Source organism: Neorhizobium petrolearium (genome assembly GCF_017873175.1).
GTDB lineage: Bacteria > Pseudomonadota > Alphaproteobacteria > Rhizobiales > Rhizobiaceae > Neorhizobium > Neorhizobium petrolearium.
This window is the reverse complement of record NZ_JAGGJW010000018.1, coordinates 99,793-123,930: the sequence shown is the minus strand read 5'-3', so window position 1 is coordinate 123,930 and position 24,138 is coordinate 99,793. Positions and strand designations below refer to the sequence as shown.

Sequence of the window (24,138 nt, the reverse complement as noted above, 5' to 3'; positions counted from 1 at the left end):
ATCCAGTGAGATAATCGAGGTTGATTTGTCAAAAGCTACTTTTCTGAACCGTCAAGCCCTTTTTCTACGACCTGACTCCACGCGCGTCGTGGTACGGCCTTTCAAGCCTGCAGTTGAGCCGCGGGATTTCAATCCGACGGACAAGAGCCGGGCAAATCATATCGTCGACCGGGTTCTGGCGCTCGATTCGGAGACGGCGGAAAGCCTGCTTGCGGATGTGCTGGAAAATTTCGACGGGCGCCACCGAAACCTGCTCGCTACGTTTGAAAATCGGGCGGGCGAGATGGAGGAGGCATTCGCGGCTCATGTTGCGTTTTCGAAAGTGCAACGTCAGCTCATAGGCGCCTATTTCCTTCACGAATATTCCTTCGAAGCGTCGGCGCTCTTCAACCCCAGTATCGTCAGGCATCCGGATCAATCCGGCGTGCCCCAGGGAAGCCAGCGTTTCATTCTCAGCCTGCGCGCGGTCGGGGAGGGGCATGTATCTTCCCTGACATTCCGAACCGGGTTGATTGCGGCGGATGGAAGCGTGGAGATCGAGCCGACCGCGCGGTTGGCGTCCACTCCAACGTTGCACACCCGGATATCGGAGTACCTTGGCGAGCCTATCGACGTAAGCTTCAGCTCGCAGCAGCACATCAGCGAGCGGGTGATTTTTCCCATCACACCGGCGCAATCGAACGGTATCGAGGATGCCCGCTTCGTGGAATTCCATGACGATGGACAGAGCACATTCTATGCAACCTACACGGCCTATAGCGGCAAGGCGATCCGCTCCGAATTGCTGGAGACCAGCGATTTCATATCTTTTCGCATGACCCCGCTGAAAGGGACCGCAGCGAGAAACAAGGGAATGGCGCTGTTTCCGCGCAAAATCGATGACCGCTATGCCATGATCGGGCGGCAGGACAACGAGAACCTTTATCTCATTTACTCCGATGATCTCTACACATGGGACGAAGGACAATTGATTCTGAGGCCCAAATTTCCATGGGAGTTCGTTCAGATGGGAAATTGTGGATCGCCGATCGAGCTTGACGAGGGATGGCTGTTGCTGACCCACGGGGTCGGTCCCGTCCGCCGATATGCGATCGGCGCGGCCCTTCTCGATAAAAAGGATCCGTCCAAGGTTCTCGCTCGCTCGAAGGAGCCGCTGGTCCGGCCGGAGCCCTCCGAACGGGAAGGATACGTGCCGAACGTCGTCTATACCTGCGGCGCGATGCGCCACAACGACCAGATCGTTCTGCCCTATGCGGTCTGCGACACGTTTTCGAATTTCTCGACGATCAAGATTTCAGATCTTCTGCGAACGCTCGATGGCTGAAATGTTTCGGCCATGCCAACCGGGAGCTTCAGGATTGATCGAAGGGGCAGGTGTTGCAGCATACTCGGCACCTGGAGGCTCCTTCAGATAAGGCGACCATCTTCAGTCGCTTGCCGAGGACGGCGACGCGTGCCGCCCGTTGCCGATTTCTTACGTTCTTCGACCGCGCCCTCCCGCATTTCGTCGAATAGTTTGTCTTCAGGCTTCCCCGGTAATGGCTGTGGATCTGCCTTCTTTTCGAAACGAATCATTCGCTTTTCTCCTGCTCTGGCAGATGGGGGGAAGCGCTCCGCATATCCCGGAGCGCCAAAGCGGTCTTTGGAAATGGTCTCTCAGGCGGAAAGCGCGGTGGAGCAACCGTCAACACTGCGCCTGTCGGGGGACGTCTGTCCCGGCATTGTCGCCCAGCCGCCGGCTTCGATGAACTGACGCTTCTTGTAACTGTCGGGAATGGCCTTGAACTCGATGAGCTTGGCGGCTGCATCCGGTGCCGCATTGAAACGCTCGACGCATATGGCGGAGGCAAGCTCGCCCCGGGCAAGCTCGCCCGCAGCCGTAGCCGCTGTGCGCGACGTGCCGCCCGTCACCCAGCCACCCCAATTGAAGCCTATGATCATCGTCGCCGCCGCCGTCACGACGCAAGCCCATATGAGGATCGACTTGGATGGCTGGTAGCTGTCGAAACGCTGGAAGATCGATGCCTTGCCGCTGCTTTGCATGGCCATTGGGAATTCTCCTGTTGGTTGTCGTTGAGTTCCGCCGCCTGGCCGTTTCGGCCGAACGGTTCAGGCACTATCCTCAGTATCCCATGCCGCCGTTGCCGACCGCAGGGTTGGATTCCTTGGTTGGAATGTCGGCAATCATCGCCTCGGCGGTGATCAGAAGCGCTGCGATTGAGCCGGCATCCTGCAAGGCGGTTCGAACCACCTTGGCGGGATCGACGATGCCGGCCTTGATCATATCGACATAGGTTTCTGTTTGTGCGTCGAAGCCTTGGTTGTGATTCGTGCCGTCGATCAGCTTTCCCACCACGATAGAACCCTCGACGCCGGCATTGTCGGCGATCTGCCGGATCGGGGCTTCGAGCGCTCTGAGCACGATCGAAATCCCCGCCGTCACATCGGCGTTCTCCCCGGTCAATCCGGTCAGGACCACCTTCGCTCGCAGCAGGGCCACGCCGCCGCCCGGAACGATACCTTCCTCGACCGCCGCACGGGTGGCGTTGAGCGCATCGTCGACGCGGTCCTTCTTTTCCTTGACTTCAAGTTCGGTCGCGCCGCCAACGCGGATCACCGCAACGCCGCCGGCGAGCTTCGCCAACCGCTCCTGCAGCTTTTCCCTGTCGTAGTCGGAGGTCGTCTCCTCGATCTGCGCCTTGATCTGGCTGATGCGCGCGGCGATCTCGGGTTTTTCACCCGAGCCATCGATGATCGTGGTGGTTTCCTTGTCTATCAGCACACGCTTGGCGCGGCCGAGCATATCGAGCGTGACGTTCTCCAGCTTGATGCCGAGATCCTCGGAGATCATCTGGCCAGCTGTCAGAACGGCAATGTCTTCCAGCATGGCCTTGCGGCGGTCGCCGAAGCCCGGAGCCTTGACTGCCGCGACCTTGAGGCCGCCCCGCAGCTTGTTGACGACCAATGTGGCCAGTGCCTCACCTTCGACGTCCTCGGAAATGATCAGCAGCGGCTTGCCGTTCTGCACCACGGCTTCGAGGATCGGCAGCATGGCCTGCAGGTTGCCGAGCTTCTTCTCATGAAGGAGGATGTAAGGATCCTCCAGCTCGACGCGCATCTTCTCGGCATTGGTGACGAAATAGGGCGAGAGATAGCCGCGGTCGAACTGCATGCCCTCGACCACGTCGAGTTCGGAATCGGCCGTCTTGGCTTCTTCGACCGTGATGACACCTTCGTTGCCGACCTTGTCCATCGCCTTCGCGATCATTTCGCCGACGCTCGCGTCGCCATTGGCGGCAATCGTGCCGACCTGGGCGATCTCGCTCGACGAACTGACCTTGGTGGCGCGCGCCTTGATTTCCGTGAGCACGGCGGCAACGCCAAGGTCAATGCCTCGCTTGAGATCCATGGGGTTCATGCCGGCTGCGACCAGCTTGGCGCCTTCACGGAAGATGGAGGCCGCGAGCACGGTTGCGGTCGTGGTGCCGTCGCCGGCGAGATCATTGGTTTTGGACGCCACTTCACGCACCATCTGTGCGCCCATGTTCTCGAACTTGTCGGCGAGTTCGATTTCCTTGGCGACCGAGACGCCGTCCTTGGTAATACGCGGCGCGCCATAGGACTTGTCGATGACGACGTTGCGGCCCTTGGGGCCAAGCGTCACCTTGACGGCATTGTTGAGCAATTCGACGCCGCGAAGCAGGCGGTCGCGGGCGTCGGTGGAGAATATGATTTCCTTGGCAGACATGATGTCGGGTCCAGTTCGGTCTTGAGATTGCGGGATCGGGATTCGACCTGTCAGGCCGCCTTCTCGGCGGCCGCTCCGGTCTTCTCGACGATGCCCAGGATGTCGGACTCCTTCATGATCAGAAGGTCTTCGCCGTCGATCTTGACCTCGGTCCCGGACCATTTGCCGAACAGGATGAAATCGCCGGCCTTGACGTCGAGCGGGATCAGCTTGCCGCTTTCGTCACGCAGGCCGGGGCCGATGGCGATCACTTCGCCTTCCTGTGGCTTTTCCTTGGCGGTATCGGGTATAATGATCCCGCCCTTGGATTTGAGTTCGCCTTCCGCGCGCCTGATGACGACGCGGTCGTGGAGGGGACGGAACTTCATGAGGGATCTTTCTGCCGCCGGCGCATAGGGCGGCTGCATTCATTTACATAACACCTCTGGCGCTCGATTGATAGGATTGCTAACAAAATATTATTCGTGGGGAGGGTATTCGACAGCCTTCCATAATGATTTTGGATAATTTTATGAATTATTTGTATTTTGGATATCGGTTTCGTGCGGAATTATTGGAGTGAATTTTAGGGAATTTGTATTTAATATTACAATATACATCTGATGTATATTCATCTGCAATTCTGGTAATTAGTACGCGGGCGTGTCTAAGGCTCGAGCAGGGGGCTTTGTCTATGACACTATCCCCGCACGATGGCCGTGACGATTATAAGCGGGGCCTTCCGGAAGTTCACGGTTGCCATTCGATTCCATTATGCGGCCGTATCAGCCGACGATGCTTACGCCGCCAGTTTGGGTATCTCGCGCTCGACCAATCGCAGGAATCGGGTGTTGCGAGCCCCCGCAACCAAATTCCCCATCACAGCACGCCACGATAGCCGGACCTGCGATCCGGTGCGCCAACGTAGGGCGGGCCGCCGGGTAACAGCGGTCCGCAGTCATGGATCAACGGCTGGTCTCTTTCGCCGCCTTTTCGATAACATCTGCCACCTTTTCCGGCTGCGAGGCGAAGAGCGCGTGACTACCCTTGATTTCGGTCACGTCGCTGCCGGCGCGCTGCGCCATATCCCGCTCAAGGTCGGGATTGATAGAGCGGTCCTCGGTGGCAACGATCGACCAGCTCTTCTTCGTCTTCCAGGCGGGCTCGCCGACCTTGGCCGAGAACGCTTCCTTGGAGGCGAAGACCTGCGATTTCGCCAGGAATGCAGCCTCGTCCTTCGGCAAGTCGGCGGCGAAGTCGTTCGCGAAGGCGGCGGGGTCGATGTAGAGATATTTTCCGTCCTTGGTCTCGCGGATGTTCATGCCGCCGGCCGGCCGGGAACTTGCGAGGCCGATGAGGCTCTCGCCTTTTTCCGGCTGGAAAGCCGCGACGTAGAAGAGGCCGGCGACATTGGGATTGTGGCCCGCTTCGCTGATCACCATGCCGCCATAGCTGTGACCGACAAGCAGTGTCGGACCGTCCTGCAGGTCCAGTATCCGGTTGGTCATGGCGATATCATCGGCGAGCGAGGTGATCGGTTCCTGCACGATCGTCACGTTGAAGCCCCGCTTTTCGAGGATTTCGGTCGTCTTACGCCAGCCGGAGCCGTCGGCCAGCGCCCCATGCACGATGACGATGTTCTTCACGTCGGCGGCCTGGGCGGTGAAAGCGATCACGCTGGTGGCGAATGCGATTGCGAGGGTTGCGATATAACGGCGATTCATGGGTTCAACTCCTGTGGTTTGAGGTTGCTGTGAAGGGAAGAGGCGTTCAGCCGAAGGTGAAGGCGTAGGCTTCGACGCCGGGATCGAGGAAACGGATCTCGAAGTTCCGTGCCTCCACGTCGCCGGACTGGCGAACGAGCTGGTAGAGCCTGGTCGATGTCACCATGCCATTGCCGTTGGCATCGGTATCGGCGCCGTGGTCGGCTCCGGGGGCTTTGCCGTTGATCGTCACCTGGAAGCGAACGGGTTTGCCGGAGAGACCTGGCCCGAGAACCAGATGCAGGTCGCGGGCGCTGAAGCGGTAGGCTATGCTGCCGTCTGGCTGGCTAAGGGTCGCCTGCTCGGCGCCGACGATCCAGGTTCCGGAAAGGCCCCATTGGTTGAGGCCCGGTTCGGCAATCGAATAGCTGGCTGCGGCATCGGCGTGCAGGGTTTCCGGTGAAACGAAGCTGGTGGCGCGCTTGTAGCCGAGATAGGTTTCGGCCGAGCGGATGTGCTTCAGGTCCGGGCTTGCCTGAGCGCCCTTCGCATCTGGCGTCACCGGTACGCTCGCCGCCATATCACTGCCGGCCTCGCGCAGCAGGTCCTGGATTGCCTGCTCGGTCTGGCGATAATTGCCTTCGCCGAAGCGGTGGTAGCGGATCTGCCCTTTGGCGTCGATCAGGTAGTGGGCCGGCCAGTAACTGTTCTCGAAGGCGCGCCAGATTTTGTAGTCGTTGTCGATCGCCACCGGATAGCTGATCTTGAAGTCGCCGACCGCCTTCTTGACGTTGTCGATCTTTTTCTCGAAAGCGAATTCCGGGGCGTGCACGCTGATCACGACAAGGCCTTGATCCTTGTACTTTTCAGCCCAGGCACCGACGTAAGGCACGGTGCGGATGCAGTTGATGCAGGAATAGGTCCAGAAATCGACGAGTACGACCTTGCCCCGAAGTTGTTCGAGGTCAAGCCGCGGCGAGTTCAACCATTCGACCGCGCCGTCCAGCGAGGGCGCGTGGCCTTCGACGGGCAAGTCGCTGCGGAAAGGCCGCGACACGTCGGTGGCTGCGATCATCGTGCCATTGCTGGCGACTTCGGACGGCGCGCCGGTAGTTTGCTTTGCATGCAGCCGGTTGAGCACGGCCTGTTCGAAGGATGCGGTGCTGGCGTAGGAAAGCCGTGCCAGAAGGGCGGTATCCAGGCCGAGTGCGATGACCGAGACGCCGGCAAGCACAGCAGCCCCCAGGACCCGACGGATCCGCTCGCTGGCGCCGAGCGAGCGCTTCATGCCTGCGAAAACTCTGCCTCCGGCAAGCAATGCGATGGCAAGCGAGGTGGCAGCGCCGGCGGCATAGGCGGTGAGCAGGAGGGTGGTTTGGAGGTTGGTGCCCTGTAGTGCTGCGCCCGTCAGCACGAGACCGAGGATCGGCCCTGCACAGGGTGCCCAGAGCAGACCGGTCGCAACGCCGAGCATCAGCGAGCTTGCCGCGGTTGGCGCGGAACCGGACTTGCCGGAAGCATTCAGCAGTCGGTTGCCCAAATCGACGACCGGCTGGGTGAGAGTAGCCGCAACGCGCGGCGAAAGCAGGCTCACGCCGAAGACCGCAAGGAGCAGCAGTGCCGCGAGGCGGCCGTATTCATTGGCATGGATCGCCCAGCTTCCGCCGACCGCCGCAAGCGTCGCCACGAGTGCGAACGTGGCGGCCATGCCGGCCAGCATGGGCAAGGTGCTGCGCAGGAAGGGTTGTCCGGCGCGGGCGAACACAAAGGGAAGGATCGGGAGGATGCAAGGGCTGAGGATGGTCAGCGCCCCTCCGAGATAGGCAATGATAAGAAGCGTCATCATCGTTTCCTTTGAAACCGGGGTTCGGGCTCTGGACGGCGATGCGGCGCGGCCAGCAACGGGGCCAATCTGGTCGATGTGACGTATCCCGGATGTGTCCGGGGCGAAGGCGAAGTGTATCGACGTGTAGGAATTGCCCTTAGGTGCTACAGAGTGAGACAATTTGCTCAAGGAGGTGGGCGGCGCGGCCTGCGCGATGGTGATCGAATTGTATCAGCACGTATCCTGACGACCACGTGCTACATCCGCATGCAATAGCGGGTCGCATGGGACACACCGGGGATACATGCCGCCGGCTTTTTCTCGATCGTGTTCAACTGAGATCGGAGAGAAAACCATGTCGAACGAAATCAATCATCAGCGCCGCCGCTTCTTCGGCGTGGCCGCCATGACCATTGCTGCCGTTGAATTCGGCGTCGCCTCTTTGGCGAAAGCGCAGTCCGCTGCGGCATCGGCATCGAAGCAGCCCGCTGCAAAGACTGGTACGCATACGTCTTTCGAAGCGCTGAAGCAGATCGAAGCCGGCGTGCTGAATGTCGGTTATGCCGAGGCCGGTCCGGCCGACGGCCCTGCCGTCCTGCTGGTGCATGGCTGGCCTTATGATATCTACAGTTTCGTCGATGTCGCGCCGGTCCTCGCTTCGGCCGGTTATCGCGTCATCATCCCCTACCTTCGCGGTTACGGTACGACGCGCTTCCTGTCCAAGGATGCACCGCGCAACGGTCAGCAATCGGCACTCGCCGCCGACATGATCGCGCTGATGGACGCACTCGGCATCGAGAAGGCGATCGTTGCCGGCTACGACTGGGGTGCACGCACTGTCAACATCATGGCGGCGCTCTGGCCGGAGCGGTGCAAGGCAATGGTGTCGGTGAGCGGCTATTTGATTGGAAGCCAGGAAGGGAACAAGAAGCCGCTGCCGCCGGCGGCGGAGCTTTCCTGGTGGTACCAGTTCTATTTCGCAACCGAGCGAGGCCGTCTCGGCTACGGGGCGAATACGCGTGAATTTGCCAAGTTGATCTGGCGGACGGCATCGCCGACCTGGGAATTCGATGACGCGACCTTCGAGCGGTCGGCTGTCGCCTTCGACAATCCGGATCATGTCGCGATCTCCATTCATAATTATCGCTGGCGGCTGGGTCTTGCCGAGGGCGAGGCGCAATACGATGCCTACGAGGAAAAGCTCGCCAAGGGTCCGGTCATCGCCATTCCCACGATCACGATGGAGGGTGATGCAAACGCCGCGCCCCATCCCGATCCGGCGGTCTATGCCAAGAAGTTTTCCGGCAAATACGAACACCGCACCATCAACGGCGGCATAGGCCACAACCTGCCGCAGGAGGCGCCGCAGGCCTTCGCCCAGGCGGTTCTCGACGTTGCGAAATTCTAGAGACCGTTGGTTGCCGCGAGGACATTTCTCCGCTTCGCGGCGGCCTTTTTCAGGGTTAGAAAAGAACAGAGCGTACAGCCATAGCGGGCGAGGGATTTGAAGAGCCATCCATGGAGCATGTTGACCATATTCTGATCGTCGATGACGACCGCGAAATCCGCGAATTGCTGTCGTCCTATTTGAAGAAGAACGGCTTGCGGGCATCAATGGCCGCCGATGGTCGTCAGATGCGCAATTTTCTGGAAGCCAACGTCGTCGATCTGATCGTTCTCGATGTGATGATACCGGGTGATGACGGGCTCGTACTCTGCCGCGAACTGCGCGCCGGCAAGCACAAGGCGATCCCGATCCTCATGCTGACGGCTCGCAGCGACGAAATGGATCGGATCATAGGCCTCGAGATGGGTGCCGACGACTATCTCGCCAAGCCCTTCGCCGCGCGCGAACTGCTGGCGCGCGTCAAGGCCGTGCTACGGCGGACGCGCATGTTGCCGCCCAATCTCCAGATCAGCGAGGCCGGGCAGGTGCTGGCGTTCGGCGATTGGCGGCTCGATACCATCGGCCGCCATCTTCTCGACCGGCAAGGCACGGAGATCGCTTTGAGCGGTGCAGAATACCGTCTGTTGCGGGTTTTTATCGACCATCCTCAGCGCGTTCTCAATCGAGACCAGCTTCTCAATCTGACTCAGGGCCGGGACGCCGAGCTGTTCGATCGTTCCATCGATCTTCTGGTCAGCCGTTTGCGCCAGCGGCTCGGCGACGACGCGCGCGAACCGACCTACATCAAGACGGTGCGCAGCGAGGGGTATGTATTTTCGGTGCCTGTCGAGATATCGGAACCGCGGCCATGAAGGCCGGTGATCTGCTTCGCTCATTGCCATGGCCGAGCACGCTGCGCGCTCGCATCTTCGTCATCCTCTTTGTCGGGCTTGCGATTGCGTACGGTCTCTCTTTCAGCGTGCTCTATCTGGAGCGCTACATGTCGGCGAAGGCGGTGATGCTCGGCACGCTCGAGAATGACGTCGCCACGTCGATCGCTGTTCTCGACCGGCTGCCGGCGACCGAGAGAGGAAAGTTCACCAACTGGCTCAGCCGCGGCAACTACCGGTTCGTGCTGGGCGAAGGACTCAAGGGCGTCCCAGACGCATCGCCTCGGAGCGCCGAAATCGCCGCCCGGATCGAGGATGCGGTCGGTCATCGTTTTCCGCTGCGGGTTGAGGCCATTCCCGGTGATGTGATGCGGCTTCAGGCGCATCTGGCGCTCACCGACGGAAGCCCGCTGACGATCGATATCACGCCGCGCGGCGTCATGCCCGTTGCGGACTGGCTGCCTTACGTCTTCGCCCTGCAGATGGTGCTGCTCGTTCTGTGCGCCTGGTTCGCCGTCCGGCAGGCGATCCGGCCACTGGGTGCGCTTGCGGATGCCGCCGATGCACTCGATCCGAAGCGGCCGGGGCCGGCTCTCGGCGAAGCGGGGCCACGCGAGGTCGCGCATGCGGCGCGCGCCTTCAACGCCATGCGCGAGCGCATCGCGCACTATCTCGAAGAGCGGGTGCAGATTCTCGCGGCGATTTCCCACGATCTCCAGACGCCCATTACCCGCATGCGACTGCGTGCGGACATGGCCGAAGATTCGCCGGAGAAGGACAAGCTCGTCAACGACCTACGTGAGATCGAAAGACTGGTGCAGGATGGGATAGCCTATGCCCGCAGCTCCCACGGCAATGGTGAAAAGACCGCCCGCATCGATCTTGCCTCATTCATCGACAGTATCGCCTACGACTATCAGGACACCGGAAAAGCGGTCACCGTCGTCGGCATCGTCCAGGGCACGGCCTCGACCAAACCGCACGCGCTGCGGCGTATCCTGACGAATTTCATCGACAATGCCCTGAAGTTTGCCGGTGGCGCCGAGGTCGGAGTCGAGAAAAAAGAGGACGGCAGCACCGTCATCACGGTGCTGGATCGCGGGCCGGGCATTCCGGAGGACATGCTGGATGCAGCGATGCAACCCTTTTTCCGGTTAGAGCAATCCCGCAGCCGCGAGACTGGTGGTGCGGGGCTTGGGCTTGCCATCACCCAGCAGCTCGCCGGGACCATCGGCGGTTCGGTCAAGCTTTACAATCGCTCCTGCGGGGGACTGGCGGCGGAAGTGACACTCCGCTGACGGACATTCGACACCTTGTATGAGAAGATGTCCCTCTGGCCCGTTGCCATGCTTCGATACACTTCGGCCGTTCTGTGAAACATGCCGGATACGTCAATCCTTCAAATCACCTTTCGTCAACAAATGTCGCGGTGAGCGACAAACGAAGGAGTGTTCCATGACGAAGATCGAAAAGGTTCTCTACACCGGCAAGACCCACACGACCGGCGGGCGCGACGGCTTTGCGCGCAGCGATGATGCTGAACTCGACGTCAAGCTGTCTCCTCCGGGCACAGCCCAGCCGGGCACCAATCCCGAACAACTCTTTGCAGCCGGCTGGTCGGCCTGCTTCATCGGTGCGATGGGGCTGGCCGCAGGCAAGCGCAAGCTCAGGCTCCCTGCCGATACGGCAGTCGACGCGGAAGTCGATCTCGGCACGACGGACGGCGCCTATTTCCTGCAAGCCCGCCTGAATGTCAGCTTGCCGGGCCTCGATGCGGAACTCGCCCGGGCGCTCGTCGAGGAAGCCCATGAGACCTGCCCGTATTCCAAGGCGACGCGCGGCAACATTCATGTCGAGCTGAATGTCGCGTGACCTTCATGTCGCATCCAAGGAGCGTTCGATGAGGCGCATCATCCTTGTCGGCATGCTGGCGACGGCCATTTTCGCGGCGACTTGCGCTTATGACGTGTTCTCACCGGAACCCTCGCCGTTCGCAGGTCTCGTGGCGATGTCGGTGATTTCCGGCAATTTACTTCGATAACCGCGGCCGCCACCGTTTGCGGAAAATGCGTCCGCAAACGGGTATGATGTTGAACGAGGCGATATTGCGGATAGCCGCCTCGTTTGGCCTTATCATGGTTTGTCGCCGGGAATGGCGTTCATGGCTGCTTTGAAAATTGTCCAGCGGCTACGGGATCAAAAGCAGTTTACCAGTGGTCACGCGGCTTTCCATGTCGGCATGGGCGCGGGCCGCGTCAGCGAGGGGATACGTTCCGCCGATGCTCACTTTGAGTGATCCGTCCTCGATCCAGCGGAAAAGCTGATGCGTGCGGACCCGAAGGAGTTCGGGCGTGTGGATATGATCGAAGAAGGTCGCATAGCCGATCTTGATGCTTTTCGGCAGGCTCATAATGTCGAGCGGTCCCGGGCCGCCAAGCACCGGACCGTACCAACAGAACGTACCGGAACGACGCAGCGCCTCTAGCGAACCTTTGAAGGTCGCCGGACCTGAGCCATCATAAACGACATCGACACCCCTGCCGTCGGTGAGGCGCAGAACCTCATCGGCGAAGCGTCCTTCGGTATCGACGATGACGTGCTCGGCGCCCGCCTCTTTGGCGATTGCGATCTTGTCATCGGACGAAACGCGACCGATCACACGACCGCCTCTCAGCCTGATGATCTGGGTCAGCAGAAGACCCACTCCGCCTGCCGCGGCGTGAATGAGAGCCGTGTCGCCTGGCTGTACGGGATAGAAATCGGTAGCGAAGTGGCTGGCCGTCAGCCCCTGCATCATCACGGACGCGGCTGTCCTGTCGTCAATGGCATCGGGAACCTTCACAAGGGAAGTCGCCGGAATCGAGTGGTACTTTGCATAACTTCCCGGCGCATAGACCCAGGCGACGCGGTCGCCGGCCCCCAAATCGTTCACTCCCTCGCCGACGGTGAGCACACGACCGACGCCCTCGACGCCCAGGACCTTCGGGTTGGGGATCTCGCGCCAGGCCATGCCTTGACGCACGCCGATATCCATGAAGTTCACGCCGGCGGCGGCGATCTCGACCAGAACATGCCCGGGTGCTGCCGCGGGATCCGGACGCTCGACAAATTCCATCACCTCGGTCCCGCCGACCTTATTCATAACCACGGCTTTCATCGGATTCCCTTTCTTGATCGTTTATTCCAGAATTGTCCAAATTTTTTTCTTTAGGTGAGGGCCCGAAGCGCCAGCCCCGCGAGGGAATGCAATTGCTCTCGGCTTGCGCCCCCGCGAGCTGCAATTCGAATTCCGGCAATGCTGGCGAAGAGGAAATCGGCCGCGGCGTCCGCGGGTAATGAGGTGTCGACGTCACCTGCGGCCTGCGCTTGCCTGATGTGTTCGGTGGCGACTTTCTTGAGACGAAGATCGGCTGCGCGATGCAATGCTGTCAGTTCCGGCTGGCTCTGGCCGAACTCGCAGATCGAACTCACACCGAGACAGGCTTGGCCGGCATTCTCCACGACCCGCTCCATCATCGCCCGGATACCATCGAGGGCACGCGGTCCGCCGCGCACCATCGCGATATGGGCATCGGTCTCCGCGGCCGAATAGCGTTCCACGGCGAGGCAATAAAGCGTCCACTTGTCGCCGAACGTATCATAGAGACTTTGCCTGCCGATCTTCATCGCGCGCACCAGCATCTCCGTCGATGTGCCCTCGAAGCCATGCTCGCGAAACACGTCGATTGCGGCGTCCAGTGCCTGATCTTTGTCGAATTCCTTGGTTCGTGCCATAGCCGCCATGTAGCTATATTGGAATGATCTGTCAAGAAACCATCGTCACCATACGCCTGTTCTTTATCGTTGAGGTATCATCGTTGCCTCCGTCGGGACCGACAGCATCCGCAGCGGCGATGCCCCGTCTTACTCGTGGCGTCGGGTCGTAGGCAGGCCTGCTCCTTCGACCCTGCGACCGCCGCTTACCTAATCACCGCGCGAGGCTCGAGGAAGGCTTCGAGACCGAAGACTCCGAATTCGCGGCCGAAGCCGGATTGCTTGAAGCCGCCGAAGGGCGCAAGCGGCTCGTGCGGTGCGCCGTTGATGATGACCCGCCCGGCTTCGATCTGATCCGCGACCCGTTTCGCCCGATCGGGATCGGAGGAGAAGACATGCGCCTGCAAACCGTAGTCGGTGTCATTGGCGATCCTGATCGCCTCGTCCTCGTCGCGATAGGAAATGACGGAGAGAACCGGCCCGAAGATTTCCTCGCGGGCGATACGCATGTCGTTTCTGACACCGGAAAAGATTGTCGGCCGCACGAACCAGCCACGATCGACACCTTCGGGGCGTCCTTCGCCACCAGTCAGCAGGACGGCGCCTTCTTCCTGGCCGAGGCGCAGATAGCTCTGGACGCGCTCCCACTGTTTGCGGCTGACCATCGGCCCGATCCGGACTTCTCTGTCGGCGGGATCGCCGACCTTGAAGGCCATGGCCGCTCTCTTGAGGCGGCCTTCGATCTCGCCCTGCATAGGCTCGGGAACGAGGATGCGGGTTCCGGCGATACATGCCTGGCCGCTGTTCAGAAAGCCGGCGGAAAGAACTTGGGGTATCGCCACATCCAGATCGGCATCATCCAGAATGATGCTCGGGCTCTTGCCGCCGAGTTCCATGGTCACCCGTTTTATCGTCGCCGCTGCCGACTGGATGATTGCGCGGCCGGTGGCGGTCGAGCCGGTAAACGTAACCTTGGAAACGTCACGATGCGCGGTCAGGGCTGACCCGACGACATTGCCGTAGCCGGTCACGATGTTGAGCACCCCTTTCGACAAGCCCGCCTGGTGCAAGCATTCAGTCACCACCTGCGTCTGGATCGCACTCATTTCCGAGGGCTTGATGACCATGGTTGCTCCCGCAGCGATTGCCGCCGAAAGCTTGCCGCAGATGAAGCTGTAGTTGCTGTTCCACGGCGTGATTGCCACGGCGACACCGGAGGGACGCATCTCCACCTCGGCGCGACCGATATGGCGCCGGAAATCATAGCTCTCCAGCGTGTTCGCCATGTCGAGAAAGACGTTGCCTGCCCGCGGCGCTGCGAAGTCAATGAATGTGGACGGTGCGCCATATTCCTCGCGCATGGCGTCGACAAGATCGCCTGCCCGCGCCGAGACCGCGGCATGCAGCCGCTTCAGCATGTCGATCCGCTCCGCCTTCGTCGTTGTGGAGAATGCCGGGAAAGCGCGCTTTGCCGCAGTCACGGCGCGTTCGGCGTCTTGCGCGTCGGCGAGACGAACGGTGCCGATCTGCTCCTCGGTCGCCGGATTGAAGAGCGGCGCCCATTCCTGGCCGTGAGGTTCGACGAACGCCCCGTCGATATAGATCTTGTCGATTATACGCATTTCATTCTCCCATGTTGCCTTCACGAAAGAAATGGCGTGCGTTATCTGTTGTTTGTAGCAGGATAAAGTTTGACAGACTGATGAGCTATATCGAGCAATGAGAGCGAGCCTGATTGAACTTCAAGCGGTTGCCGCGGTGGCGCGCCATGGAGGTTTTCGTGCCGCCGCACGGGAACTCGGCATGTCGTCATCGGCCCTTAGCCATGCGATCGCCGCTCTGGAAGAACGCCTCTCGGTTCGCTTCTTCAATCGAACCACGCGCAGTGTCGCGCTGTCGGCAGCGGGCGAGCAGTTCCTCTTGGAGATCGCGCCGGCATTGCGCTCAATCGAAAACGCGATCGAACAGGCGGGCGAACACTCCGCTCGCCCTTCGGGCAGGCTTCGGCTCAACATGGCGCCCGGCGCTGCGCGAATGCTGCTTCAGCCCCTCATTCTCGAATATAACCGCCGCTATCCGGAGGTCGAACTCGAGGTGGTAACCGAGAATGCGCTTGTCGACGTTATCGGCAAGGGGTTCGATGCCGGTATCCGACTTGCCGAGTCGATTTCGCCCGACATGGTGGCCGTCCCGATTATCCCGACGCTCCGTTCCCTCGTCGTCGCGGCACCCGAATATTTCGAGGGGCGGTCCAAGCCGGCGGTTCCGAGCGACCTGTCGCATCATCGCTGTATCCAGATGCGCATGACAAGCGGCCGGCTTTACCGCTGGGAGTTCGAACGGCGCGGCGAGGCGCAGATGGTCGATGTTCCGGGAAATCTCACTCTGGACGAGACCGGCCTGATTCTGGACGCGGCTCTTTCGGGTGCCGGGCTCGCCTATCTCGGCGAGCATTCCGTGGGCCTGCATATCGCCGCTGGTCGACTTTTGCCGGTGCTGGAAGACTGGTGCCCAGCTTACCCCGGGCTTCATCTCTACTATCCTCAAGGCCGACACATGCCCGCCAAGTTGCGCGCTTTCGTTGATCTCATCAACGAACAAAAGAGGAAAAAGATGGGGGCCGACAGCGACTCGGTTCCTGGTCGTCGATTTTGCAAAAGTGCAAGGACGCGGGATTAGCAAGATCCCGAGGTTGGTTCCTCCAGTTTTTTGCGACTGGCGCTGCTCTCAAGCCTTATCGTACCGATATCTTCGTGTTGTTTGAACGACCAGTATTCCGCGCGAAGGCTCTCATCCAACAAAAATGATCGTTTTCGATCATTCCCCATGCGCGAATAGCTTTCCATGATCAGCCCTTTCAATTTCGGCCGTTCCGTCATTTGAATGTCATTCAAGGAAGATAGATATCGCTCACATGAATGAGCGATATGCGTCAATTCAGTGACATGGAGCAAGCCGGTGCTGACTCAAGCGGAAGATCGTCAGGCGAAAATTGTCGAGCTGTTGCGTGAACGGAACTTCGTCGACATTCGTACTCTGACGGAGCGCTTCGATATTTCGGTGGCGACCGTTCGCCGCGACCTGGGTGAGCTCGAGGAGGCCGGCCTTCTGCGCAGGACGCATGGCGGCGCCGTCAATCTCAACCAGGTTGCGCTCGATGCGACGAATGCCGCGCGTCTGGTCTGGAAACAGACGGAGAAAGCCGCCATCGCTGCGGTCGTTGCCGGAATGGTCGTCGATGGCGACACGGTGCTCCTCGATGCCGGCACCACCGCGCTGGAAGTCGCCAAGAAGTTAACCGGACGAAGCAGACTCACGTTCATCTCGAACGGTCTCGACATCGTCGCCGAACTGACGCGTGTCGACGGGCAGAGCATCTATTCGGTCGGAGGCGAATATACCGAAACGAACCGGTCCTTCCGAGGACCGTTGGCGGAGCAGTTCATTCGCCAGTTCAATGTCGACAAGCTCATCCTCAATGCCGCGTCGATCGATGTCGATCGCGGATTGATCTGCACGGTCTCACCAGTGAACGCGAGTGTGGCTCGCGCCATGATCGAGGTATCGAGGCGGGTGATCGTCGTGGCGGATCATTCCAAGTTCACAAAATCCAGCCTTTCAGTCGTCGCGAAGATCGAAGACGTCGGCGTCATCGTAACCGACTCCGGCACGAAATCCATCATCGATGCCGCGCCTGAGAAGCTGCGGAAGAAGTTCGTCATCGCGAACTAGGCAAATCCAAGTTTCCATCAACAGCATCTTCCAACCAGGAGAGAGCAGATGCTCAAGACCAACCGTAGAAAGTTCATGATCGGCGCAAGCGTCGCGGCACTCGCCTCGACAGCGGGTGCCAGGTTCTCCTTTGCTGCCGAGCGCCGCGCGCTGAAGATCGGCGTCAACGGGATCCCGGTTACGCTGGAGCCGATCAACGCCATCAGCAATGTCGGCCCTCGCATCGTCAACCAGATTTTCGACACGCTCCTCGTGCGCGACTTTTTCGGCAAGGGCGCGCCGGGCAATGGCATTGATCTGATGCCTTCGCTGGCCGAAAGCTGGGAGCGGATCGATGACAAGTCGGTGCGTTTCAAGCTGCGCCAGAAGGTCATGTTCCACGATGGCATCGAGATGACGGCAGACGATGTCGCCTACACCTTCTCCTCGGAACGGTTATGGGGTCCGGAAGCGATCAAGACGATCCCGCTCGGCGGTTCCTACTCGCTCGATTTCGACGAGCCGGTTGTCGAGGACAAGTACACCGTCGTACTGCGCACCAAGACTCCCACCCCTCTGACCGAATCCTACGTGGCATCCTGGATGGGACGCATCGTTCCCAAGGAATATTACAAGAAGCTCGGAACGGTTGCCTTTGGCAACAAGCCGATCGGCACGGGTCCGTATAAGTTCGTCGAATTCGTCGCCAACGACCGTGTCGTCGTGGAAGCCAACGACGCCTACTGGGGGCTGAAGCCGACCGCATCGAAAATCACCTACCAGCTCGTTGCGGAGCCGGCTACGCGGGTCGCCGGACTGATCAGCGGCGAATACGATATCGTTACGACGCTGACGCCGGACGATATGGCGATGATCAACAGCTACCCTGACCTGGAGACGCGTGGAAATATCGTCGAAAACTTCCACATGTTCACCTTCAATATGAACCAGTCCGTCTTCCAGTCGAAGACCCTTCGTCGCGCACTGGCGCTTGCGGTCAATCGTCCGTTGATCGTCGAATCCCTCTGGAAGAACAAGGCGACGATCCCACACGGCTTCAACTTCCCGAACTATGGCAAGACCTTCGATCCGAACCGCCGCGCCATGGATTACAACGTCGAGGAAGCCAAGCGCATGGTAAAGGAAAGCGGCTACGACGGCACGCCGATCACCTATCACACGATGGGCAACTATTACGCCAACGCCATTCCCGCCTTAATGATGATGATCGAGATGTGGAAGCAGATCGGCGTTACCGTGGTGCCGAAAGTCTATGCACCGGGCGGAGCACCGAAGGATCAGGACAGCTATATGCGCAACTGGTCCAACGGCCAGTGGATGACAGATGCCTGGGCCACGATGATCTGCGAATTCGGACCCAAAGGCCAGGTTCAGAAGCGGTGGGGCTGGAAGGCTCCAGCGGAATTCAACGAACTGTGCACGAAGGTATCGCAGATGCCTGACGGCAAGGAGCGTTTCGACGCCTTCAACCGCCTCCGCGACATCTTTGAAGAAGAAGCGCCGGCCGTGATCCTCTACCAGCCCTTCGATGTCTACGCGGTCCGCAAGGACGTTCACTGGAAGCCGATCAGCTTCGAGATGATGGAATTCCGCAACAATCTTACCTTCGGCTGAGCCTAACCTGTCGAACCGGCGGTGCGCATCCGTGCGCACCGCGCCTGGAGATTCGCCATGTCCAAACTCTTGACCGTTCGCGACCTCGTCGTCGAGGTCCCGGCGCGGAACATAAAAATCCTCGACGGCATCAACTTCTCACTGGAGGCAGGCCAGACGCTCGGTCTCGTCGGCGAATCCGGCTGCGGCAAGAGCGTGACCTGCTATGCGGTGGCCAATATGCTTCCGCGCGGCATCGTACGTAGCGGCGGCAGCGTGACCTTCGAACCCGGTGGCCCGAGCACCCGCAAGCCGGCTGTACCGAAAATCGCGATGATCTTTCAGGACCCCACCAGCAGCCTCAATCCCGTCCATACAATCGGCTATTATCTGGAATCGGCACTCTACCGGCACCAGGGCCTGAAGGGCAGTGATGCCCGGATGGAGGCTATGCGACTTCTGGAGCGCGTCGGCATCGACCGCGCCAGGAGCCGGCTGCGCGCCTATCCGCACCAGTTCTCCGGCGGCATGAACCAGCGCGTCATGATTGCCCACGCGCTTGCAGCCAAGCCCCAGTTGCTGATTGCCGATGAGCCGACAACGGCGCTCGACGTTACCATGCAGGCCCAGATCCTGCATCTGCTGGAAGAATTGAAGGCGGAAACCGGTATGTCCCTGATGATCGTATCACACGATCTCGGTGTCATCGCCCGCCTCGCCGACAGGGCGGCCGTGATGTATTGCGGCAAGATCGTCGAGACCGCATCCGTCGCCGAACTGCTTGAGCGACCGTCGCACCCTTATGCACGCGCGCTAATCGACTGCATGCTGAGCATCGATCCAGATGACCTCGCACCGCCGGTTCCGATCCCTGGCTCCGTCCCGCTTCTCGACAGCCTTCCGGAAGGATGCCATTTTCACCCGCGCTGTTTGCGTGCGAGCGGCGAATGCTCCGCCCGCTTCCCGGCGCCCGCCAATATCGGCTTTGCCCACGAGGTCTCCTGTTACCATCCGGTGGCGGCATGAGCACTCCTCTTCTTCAAGCCAGCGGCCTGACCAAGGCATTCCGCCACAAGACCGGGCTCTTCGCACGGCCGACCACCCAGCTCGCGGTGAACTCTATCGGCTTTGAACTTGCAGTTCGTGAACGCATCGGCGTCGTTGGCGAATCCGGAAGCGGTAAGTCGACACTCGGCCGGCTTCTGCTCGGATTGACGGAGCCCACGCAGGGCGATGTGTGGTTTGAAGGCATCAACCACAAGCAGCGCCGCGCGCGGGACTGGAAAGAGTTTCGGGTTCGCACCTCCCTGGTGCAACAGAACCCGCTCTCCGCTCTCAACCCGCAGATGACCATCGGACAGCAGGTCGCGGAAGGACTTCTGGTCCATCGTATCGCTGGCCGGTCGGGCGCTTACGAACATGTCGCCGCAATGCTTGAGCGCGTCGGCCTGTCGAGCGCGATGATGACCCGTTACCCCCACCAGATGTCGGGTGGCCAGCGACAGCGTGTCGTGATTGCCCGAGCTCTGGTCCTTGACCCGAGACTGGTCGTCTTCGATGAGGCGGTGTCCGCTCTCGACGTATCGGTTCAGGCCCAGGTCGTCGCGCTTCTACGATCGCTCTGGCAGGAGCTCGATCTTGCCTATGTCTTCATCACCCACGACCTGCGCATTGTTCGTCATCTCGTCGACCGCATCGCCGTCATGTATCTCGGCCGCGTCGTCGAGACCGGCGACATCAGATCCGTCTACGAATGGCCACGCCATCCCTATACGCGGGCTCTCCTCGCCTCGGTACCGACCATGGATTCGACAGTTCGCAATATCGAGCCGCCCATCAAGGGGGAACTCGACGCTTCGATGGTATCGCAGGGCTGCTCTTTCCGGTCGCGCTGTCCCTTCGCGACCGACAGGTGCGCTGTTGAAACACCCGAACTCCGTCCAATTCCAGCACATGGCGCCAGCCAGCATGCTGCATGTCATCGCGCCGAGGAATTCCCGCGATCGATAGTACCGCAAATCGGCATGGTGACGGAGAGGGGGACGGCATCACGGGAGGAGATGGCACTGTGACGGCCTTTATCCTGGTTCGCCTGGTTCGAGCGATTGCGGTGCTCGTGTTCACCGTCACGCTGGTCTTCATCGTTCTGCGCCTGAGCGGAGATCCTGCCCAGCAGATGCTGTCCGACAATGCGGGTCCCGAAGCCCTGGCTGCCTTCAACGCCAAATGGGGCCTGGATCGGTCGATCCCCGAACAATACCTGTACTATGTCGCCAACGTCCTTCGTGGCGATTTCGGGGTCTCGTTCGCGGACGGCCGCGAGGTTTTCACGGTCGTCGGCGAGCGTATTCCGAAAACCCTGATCGTAACGGTGTCGGCCTTCATCGTCAGCATGCTGATCGGCATACCTGCCGGAATCCTTGCGGCGATGCGCCGAGAGTCCGCGCTCGACAAAGGCGTCATGGCCGGCGCCGTGCTGGGCTACAGCGTTCCCAACTTCCTGCTCGGCCTGACCTTCATCTTCGTCTTCGCCGTCTGGCTTCGGGTGCTACCGAGTTCCGGCAGTTCGACCTGGAACCATGCAATCCTGCCCGTCGCGACTTTCGCCCTATTCAATGCAGCTGCGTTGGCGCGCTTCATGCGCTCGACCCTGATCGACGTGCTGGGCCAGCCCTATATCGCAGCCGCCCGCGCCGACGGCATTCCGCGCTGGGAGATCATTTTCCGTCACGCGCTTCCGAACGCGGCGATCCCGATGGTGACCACGCTCGGCTTCGTTGCCGGTGGCCTGCTCGGCGGTTCTGCGCTCATCGAGCCCGTGTTCGCCTGGCCCGGCCTCGGCAGTGGTTTCGTGAATGCGACGAACACCGGCGACCTGCCCGTGGTACAAGCGATGATCGTGCTGTTCACAGTCTTCATGGTTGCCATCAATCTGATCGTCGACGTCCTTTACGCAGTCCTCAATCCGAAAATCAGGAAGCATTGACATGGCGGTTGCGACATCATCCCGCTCGTTCAGGAGCACGGTGTGGGCGCCTTTCCACCGCATGCCGGCCAGTATCGCCCTGTGCTGCGCATGGATCGCCATCGCGGTGATCATCGGCATTACGGCCCACTGGTCGGCACCTTACGACTATGCGCATCAGGATCCTCTGGCACGGTTCGCGCGCCCATTCATATCTGCTGCGCATCTGCTTGGGACCGACTATCTGGGGCGGGATGTCGTCAGCAATCTGCTGGTCGCCACCCAGACGACCTTGATGATCGCGCTGGTGGGATCGGTGATCTGCGCGTTGATCGGAATAAGCCTCGGCCTGCTCTCCGCCCATTTCGGCGGCTGGGTCGACAACGCCATCATGGGCTTCGCCGATGCGATGGCGGCGGTGCCTTTCATCATCGTCGCCCTCAGCGTGCTCGCCCTGTTCGGGACCAGCCCGCTGCTGTTTGTCTTTCTCGTCGGTTTCGCGAGCTGGGAACGTTATGCGCGATTGACCCGCGGCCTGGTCATCAGCGCCAAGGAAGAGGGCTATGCGGAAGCGGCTCGCATTGTCGGCGTCCCGTCGATGCGCATTTACTTCCGTCACATGCTGCCGAACATCGCCGGCCCGCTCATCGTGCAGTTCACCGTGAACTTCCCTGAAATCATCCTGCTGGAAAGCGGCTTGAGTTTCCTTGGGCTCGGCATCCAGCCGCCGGAAACGAGCCTGGGACTGATGGTGGCCGACGGCCGGAATTATCTGGCGATCACCTGGTGGCTCGCAGCTTTCCCCGGCGCCGTCATCGTCCTCACGACCCTCTCCATCAGTCTGCTCGGCGACTACCTGCGCGATCGTCTCGATGCGCGGCTCCGCTAACGAAAGGAAAATATGATGAATCCGCTTAGAATGACCATCGAGACGATGCGCCTTGGCGGCCATCGCGGTCATAGCGCAGGCGCTCCGGAAAACACGCTCGCCGCGTTTCGAAAGGCTTTCGAATACGCCGGCCGCCTCGTCACGTGCGAGACCGATCTCAGCATCACGAGCGATGGTGAACTGGTGCTGATGCACGACAAGACCGTCGACCGGACCACCAACGGTCACGGTATCGTGCAAAAGATGACCTATTCGGAGATATCCAGGCTTGATGCCGGGAGTTGGTTCAGCGAGGAATTCGCCGGAGAACGGGTGCCGCTTCTCAGGGATGCGCTGCAGCTCGCCCGCGAGCTGGGCATCATCTATCAGCTCGAGCTGAAGATCTACGACCGCAATGACGTCTTCTTCCCGAAGCTGAGGGCACTTATCGATGAATTGGGCTGCGCCGACCTTCTGCAGTTTTCCTCGTTCGACTACGTTCAGTTGAAGGCGGTGAAGGAAGCGATCCCTGAAGTGCCAACCGTTGGCCTGATGCACTCCCGACTGATCGACCCCGCCGCCATTGCTCGGCAGGCGAATCTCGATGCGATGAACATCGAGGTCTACCACTTCGCCAGCGGCGAGGCACACCAGCTTCATGAGGATGGTTTCGCCGTATTCACCTACCTGCCGGCCCAGTATCACGAGAAGCTCATGCAATACGGCACCGATATCGAAGCCCAGGTCGTGCAATGGGTTCGCGAGGGCCAGCTGGACCAGCTTCTCGGCGACGACGTGGCGCAAGTGACGAGGCTCAGGGATAGAGCCCGTGGCTGACATGCATAACTCGGCCTCGGCCGCTTGCGCGGTCAAGGCTGTCGTCGAGGACATCGCAAGGGAGGCCGGAAAGCTGGCCCTGACCTACTTTCAATCGCTGGCGAGCCTTCCAGTCGAGAAAAAAGGTCACCTCGATCTTGTGACCGAGGCCGACAAGCAGGTCGAGGAACTGCTGATCGCCAGACTGCAGGAAGCCTTTCCCGATGACGGCATCTTCGGTGAGGAGGGCGGAGAAATCCCCGGAACCTCCGGTCGTATCTGGGTTATCGATCCAATCGACGGGACATTCAACTTCGTCCGGGGCGGCCAGAACTGGGCGGTTTCCGTCGGTCTTTACGAAAGCCGTCGGCCGGTATTCGGAGTGATCCATGCGCCCGCACGGGGCCTGACCCTCGTCGGCGGCAAGACGGTGCCGATACGGCTCAACGACAAACCGGTCAAGCCGCTTCCCGCCCTCGACTTGTCGCGAGCCTCGATCGGGTTGAGCTTCCATCCCTCGGTATCGACGGCTGACCGGCTTGAAGTCATACGCTTCATCTCGGACGACCTTGGCATCAGCTTCCGCGTCGGAGGGGCGGCCACGATTTCGCTGGTCGAAGTGGCGATGGGCGAAACGGATGGCTATCTGTCGCTTGGGGATTCGACCTGGGATGTGATGGCAGCACTGCCGATCCTGGACAATCTCGGTATCTCGCACACGATCGATTGGGATGGGATCGACCTGTCATCGAAGCTTCGTTTCGCATGTGGAAGCCCTGAGTTCTTGAACAAGGTGCATCCGCTGCTAGAGCGCGTCCCGCTGCCCGCAAAATCGCTCGAAGCTATGGAACAGGGGGCCTAAAAGGCGCTGCACCACCT

At 60.3% G+C, this 24,138-nt stretch carries 24 protein-coding genes; 15 read left to right on the top strand and 9 right to left on the bottom strand.

The annotated features are described in order from the left end of the window. Positions 1 to 25 precede the first annotated feature (25 nt). A complete protein-coding gene (locus J2046_RS28460) occupies positions 26 to 1,324 on the top strand; it encodes a glycoside hydrolase family 130 protein (RefSeq protein WP_210057538.1) in 1,299 nt (432 codons plus the stop codon). 83 nt (positions 1,325 to 1,407) lie between these two features. On the opposite strand, the gene J2046_RS28455 is transcribed toward J2046_RS28460, so the two are convergent. The 6 genes from J2046_RS28455 to J2046_RS28430 form a co-directional block, all read right to left on the bottom strand. Further along, positions 1,408 to 1,575 (bottom strand): hypothetical protein, encoded by a 168-nt coding sequence (locus J2046_RS28455; protein WP_210057536.1) that lies wholly within the window; start codon positions 1,573 to 1,575, stop codon positions 1,408 to 1,410. Between the two features lie 81 nt (positions 1,576 to 1,656). After that, positions 1,657 to 2,049, bottom strand: coding sequence for a hypothetical protein (locus J2046_RS28450; protein ID WP_210057534.1), 393 nt, complete (start codon positions 2,047 to 2,049; stop codon positions 1,657 to 1,659). A 73-nt stretch (positions 2,050 to 2,122) separates the two neighbouring features. Continuing rightward, complete coding sequence (groL, locus tag J2046_RS28445) at positions 2,123 to 3,748, bottom strand: chaperonin GroEL (RefSeq protein WP_210057531.1); 1,626 nt, start codon at positions 3,746 to 3,748, stop codon at positions 2,123 to 2,125. 50 nt (positions 3,749 to 3,798) lie between these two features. Then, on the bottom strand, positions 3,799 to 4,116 hold the full coding sequence (locus tag J2046_RS28440) for a co-chaperone GroES (protein ID WP_210057529.1): 318 nt from the start codon (positions 4,114 to 4,116) through the stop codon (positions 3,799 to 3,801). 576 nt (positions 4,117 to 4,692) lie between these two features. Next, a complete protein-coding gene (locus J2046_RS28435; RefSeq protein WP_210057527.1) occupies positions 4,693 to 5,451 on the bottom strand; it encodes an alpha/beta hydrolase in 759 nt (252 codons plus the stop codon). A 46-nt stretch (positions 5,452 to 5,497) separates the two neighbouring features. Beyond that, positions 5,498 to 7,273: a cytochrome c biogenesis protein DipZ gene (locus J2046_RS28430; protein ID WP_210057525.1), complete on the bottom strand. Its 1,776-nt coding sequence runs from the start codon at positions 7,271 to 7,273 to the stop codon at positions 5,498 to 5,500. 337 nt (positions 7,274 to 7,610) lie between these two features. Between J2046_RS28430 and J2046_RS28425 the strand changes: the two genes are divergently transcribed. From J2046_RS28425 to J2046_RS28405, 5 genes are all read left to right on the top strand, one after another. Continuing rightward, positions 7,611 to 8,663: an alpha/beta fold hydrolase gene (locus tag J2046_RS28425; RefSeq protein WP_210057523.1), complete on the top strand. Its 1,053-nt coding sequence runs from the start codon at positions 7,611 to 7,613 to the stop codon at positions 8,661 to 8,663. Positions 8,664 to 8,773: 110 nt separating this feature from the next. After that, positions 8,774 to 9,514, top strand: a complete 741-nt coding sequence (locus tag J2046_RS28420) for a response regulator (protein ID WP_210057521.1) — start codon at positions 8,774 to 8,776, stop codon at positions 9,512 to 9,514. Then, on the top strand, positions 9,511 to 10,830 hold the full coding sequence (locus J2046_RS28415; protein ID WP_210057519.1) for an ATP-binding protein: 1,320 nt from the start codon (positions 9,511 to 9,513) through the stop codon (positions 10,828 to 10,830). The genes J2046_RS28420 and J2046_RS28415 overlap by 4 nt, the downstream gene beginning before the upstream one ends. A gap of 157 nt (positions 10,831 to 10,987) precedes the next feature. Next, positions 10,988 to 11,404, top strand: coding sequence for an organic hydroperoxide resistance protein (locus tag J2046_RS28410; protein WP_210057517.1), 417 nt, complete (start codon positions 10,988 to 10,990; stop codon positions 11,402 to 11,404). Between the two features lie 28 nt (positions 11,405 to 11,432). Further along, positions 11,433 to 11,573 carry a hypothetical protein gene (locus J2046_RS28405; RefSeq protein WP_210057515.1) on the top strand — a complete coding sequence of 47 codons (141 nt, stop codon included), beginning with the start codon at positions 11,433 to 11,435 and terminating at the stop codon, positions 11,571 to 11,573. 147 nt (positions 11,574 to 11,720) lie between these two features. Here J2046_RS28405 and J2046_RS28400 read toward each other — a convergent pair whose 3' ends face one another. From J2046_RS28400 to J2046_RS28390, 3 genes are all read right to left on the bottom strand, one after another. Beyond that, positions 11,721 to 12,689, bottom strand: coding sequence for a quinone oxidoreductase family protein (locus J2046_RS28400; RefSeq protein ID WP_210057513.1), 969 nt, complete (start codon positions 12,687 to 12,689; stop codon positions 11,721 to 11,723). A gap of 50 nt (positions 12,690 to 12,739) precedes the next feature. Continuing rightward, positions 12,740 to 13,306 (bottom strand): TetR/AcrR family transcriptional regulator, encoded by a 567-nt coding sequence (locus tag J2046_RS28395; protein ID WP_210057511.1) that lies wholly within the window; start codon positions 13,304 to 13,306, stop codon positions 12,740 to 12,742. A 185-nt stretch (positions 13,307 to 13,491) separates the two neighbouring features. Further along, entirely contained in the window at positions 13,492 to 14,907 is a 1,416-nt protein-coding gene (locus tag J2046_RS28390) for an aldehyde dehydrogenase family protein (RefSeq protein WP_210057509.1), read from the bottom strand. A gap of 97 nt (positions 14,908 to 15,004) precedes the next feature. Between J2046_RS28390 and J2046_RS28385 the strand changes: the two genes are divergently transcribed. From J2046_RS28385 to J2046_RS28345, 9 genes are all read left to right on the top strand, one after another. After that, positions 15,005 to 15,964 carry a LysR family transcriptional regulator gene (locus J2046_RS28385; protein ID WP_210057507.1) on the top strand — a complete coding sequence of 320 codons (960 nt, stop codon included), beginning with the start codon at positions 15,005 to 15,007 and terminating at the stop codon, positions 15,962 to 15,964. Between the two features lie 279 nt (positions 15,965 to 16,243). Next, positions 16,244 to 17,017: a DeoR/GlpR family DNA-binding transcription regulator gene (locus J2046_RS28380; protein ID WP_210057504.1), complete on the top strand. Its 774-nt coding sequence runs from the start codon at positions 16,244 to 16,246 to the stop codon at positions 17,015 to 17,017. 48 nt (positions 17,018 to 17,065) lie between these two features. After that, entirely contained in the window at positions 17,066 to 18,631 is a 1,566-nt protein-coding gene (locus J2046_RS28375; RefSeq protein WP_210057503.1) for an ABC transporter substrate-binding protein, read from the top strand. A 57-nt stretch (positions 18,632 to 18,688) separates the two neighbouring features. Beyond that, a complete protein-coding gene (locus tag J2046_RS28370; RefSeq protein WP_210057500.1) occupies positions 18,689 to 19,636 on the top strand; it encodes an ABC transporter ATP-binding protein in 948 nt (315 codons plus the stop codon). Continuing rightward, entirely contained in the window at positions 19,633 to 20,682 is a 1,050-nt protein-coding gene (locus tag J2046_RS28365) for an oligopeptide/dipeptide ABC transporter ATP-binding protein (RefSeq protein ID WP_210057498.1), read from the top strand. Before J2046_RS28370 ends, J2046_RS28365 begins: the two co-directional genes overlap by 4 nt. Further along, the gene (locus tag J2046_RS28360; protein WP_210057497.1) at positions 20,679 to 21,596 is read left to right on the top strand and encodes an ABC transporter permease; all 918 of its coding nucleotides are present in this window, start codon (positions 20,679 to 20,681) and stop codon (positions 21,594 to 21,596) included. The genes J2046_RS28365 and J2046_RS28360 overlap by 4 nt, the downstream gene beginning before the upstream one ends. Position 21,597: 1 nt before the next feature. After that, a complete protein-coding gene (locus J2046_RS28355; RefSeq protein WP_210057496.1) occupies positions 21,598 to 22,464 on the top strand; it encodes an ABC transporter permease in 867 nt (288 codons plus the stop codon). Between the two features lie 15 nt (positions 22,465 to 22,479). Beyond that, on the top strand, positions 22,480 to 23,280 hold the full coding sequence (locus J2046_RS28350) for a glycerophosphodiester phosphodiesterase (RefSeq protein ID WP_210057495.1): 801 nt from the start codon (positions 22,480 to 22,482) through the stop codon (positions 23,278 to 23,280). Between the two features lies 1 nt (position 23,281). Beyond that, positions 23,282 to 24,121: an inositol monophosphatase family protein gene (locus J2046_RS28345; protein ID WP_210057562.1), complete on the top strand. Its 840-nt coding sequence runs from the start codon at positions 23,282 to 23,284 to the stop codon at positions 24,119 to 24,121. Positions 24,122 to 24,138 lie beyond the last annotated feature (17 nt).

Bases quoted from the DNA above. Each gene is read 5' to 3' on its own strand.
- J2046_RS28455 (WP_210057536.1), bottom strand. From the start codon at position 1,575: ATGATTCGTTTCGAAAAGAAGGCAGATCCACAGCCATTACCGGGGAAG.
- J2046_RS28450 (WP_210057534.1), bottom strand. From the start codon at position 2,049: ATGGCCATGCAAAGCAGCGGCAAGGCATCGATCTTCCAGCGTTTCGAC.
- groL (WP_210057531.1), bottom strand. From the start codon at position 3,748: ATGTCTGCCAAGGAAATCATATTCTCCACCGACGCCCGCGACCGCCTG.
- J2046_RS28440 (WP_210057529.1), bottom strand. From the start codon at position 4,116: ATGAAGTTCCGTCCCCTCCACGACCGCGTCGTCATCAGGCGCGCGGAA.
- J2046_RS28435 (WP_210057527.1), bottom strand. From the start codon at position 5,451: ATGAATCGCCGTTATATCGCAACCCTCGCAATCGCATTCGCCACCAGC.
- J2046_RS28430 (WP_210057525.1), bottom strand. From the start codon at position 7,273: ATGACGCTTCTTATCATTGCCTATCTCGGAGGGGCGCTGACCATCCTC.
- J2046_RS28425 (WP_210057523.1), top strand. From the start codon at position 7,611: ATGTCGAACGAAATCAATCATCAGCGCCGCCGCTTCTTCGGCGTGGCC.
- J2046_RS28420 (WP_210057521.1), top strand. From the start codon at position 8,774: ATGGAGCATGTTGACCATATTCTGATCGTCGATGACGACCGCGAAATC.
- J2046_RS28415 (WP_210057519.1), top strand. From the start codon at position 9,511: ATGAAGGCCGGTGATCTGCTTCGCTCATTGCCATGGCCGAGCACGCTG.
- J2046_RS28410 (WP_210057517.1), top strand. From the start codon at position 10,988: ATGACGAAGATCGAAAAGGTTCTCTACACCGGCAAGACCCACACGACC.
- J2046_RS28405 (WP_210057515.1), top strand. From the start codon at position 11,433: ATGAGGCGCATCATCCTTGTCGGCATGCTGGCGACGGCCATTTTCGCG.
- J2046_RS28400 (WP_210057513.1), bottom strand. From the start codon at position 12,689: ATGAAAGCCGTGGTTATGAATAAGGTCGGCGGGACCGAGGTGATGGAA.
- J2046_RS28395 (WP_210057511.1), bottom strand. From the start codon at position 13,306: ATGGCACGAACCAAGGAATTCGACAAAGATCAGGCACTGGACGCCGCA.
- J2046_RS28390 (WP_210057509.1), bottom strand. From the start codon at position 14,907: ATGCGTATAATCGACAAGATCTATATCGACGGGGCGTTCGTCGAACCT.
- J2046_RS28385 (WP_210057507.1), top strand. From the start codon at position 15,005: ATGAGAGCGAGCCTGATTGAACTTCAAGCGGTTGCCGCGGTGGCGCGC.
- J2046_RS28375 (WP_210057503.1), top strand. From the start codon at position 17,066: ATGCTCAAGACCAACCGTAGAAAGTTCATGATCGGCGCAAGCGTCGCG.
- J2046_RS28370 (WP_210057500.1), top strand. From the start codon at position 18,689: ATGTCCAAACTCTTGACCGTTCGCGACCTCGTCGTCGAGGTCCCGGCG.
- J2046_RS28365 (WP_210057498.1), top strand. From the start codon at position 19,633: ATGAGCACTCCTCTTCTTCAAGCCAGCGGCCTGACCAAGGCATTCCGC.
- J2046_RS28355 (WP_210057496.1), top strand. From the start codon at position 21,598: ATGGCGGTTGCGACATCATCCCGCTCGTTCAGGAGCACGGTGTGGGCG.
- J2046_RS28350 (WP_210057495.1), top strand. From the start codon at position 22,480: ATGAATCCGCTTAGAATGACCATCGAGACGATGCGCCTTGGCGGCCAT.
- J2046_RS28345 (WP_210057562.1), top strand. From the start codon at position 23,282: ATGCATAACTCGGCCTCGGCCGCTTGCGCGGTCAAGGCTGTCGTCGAG.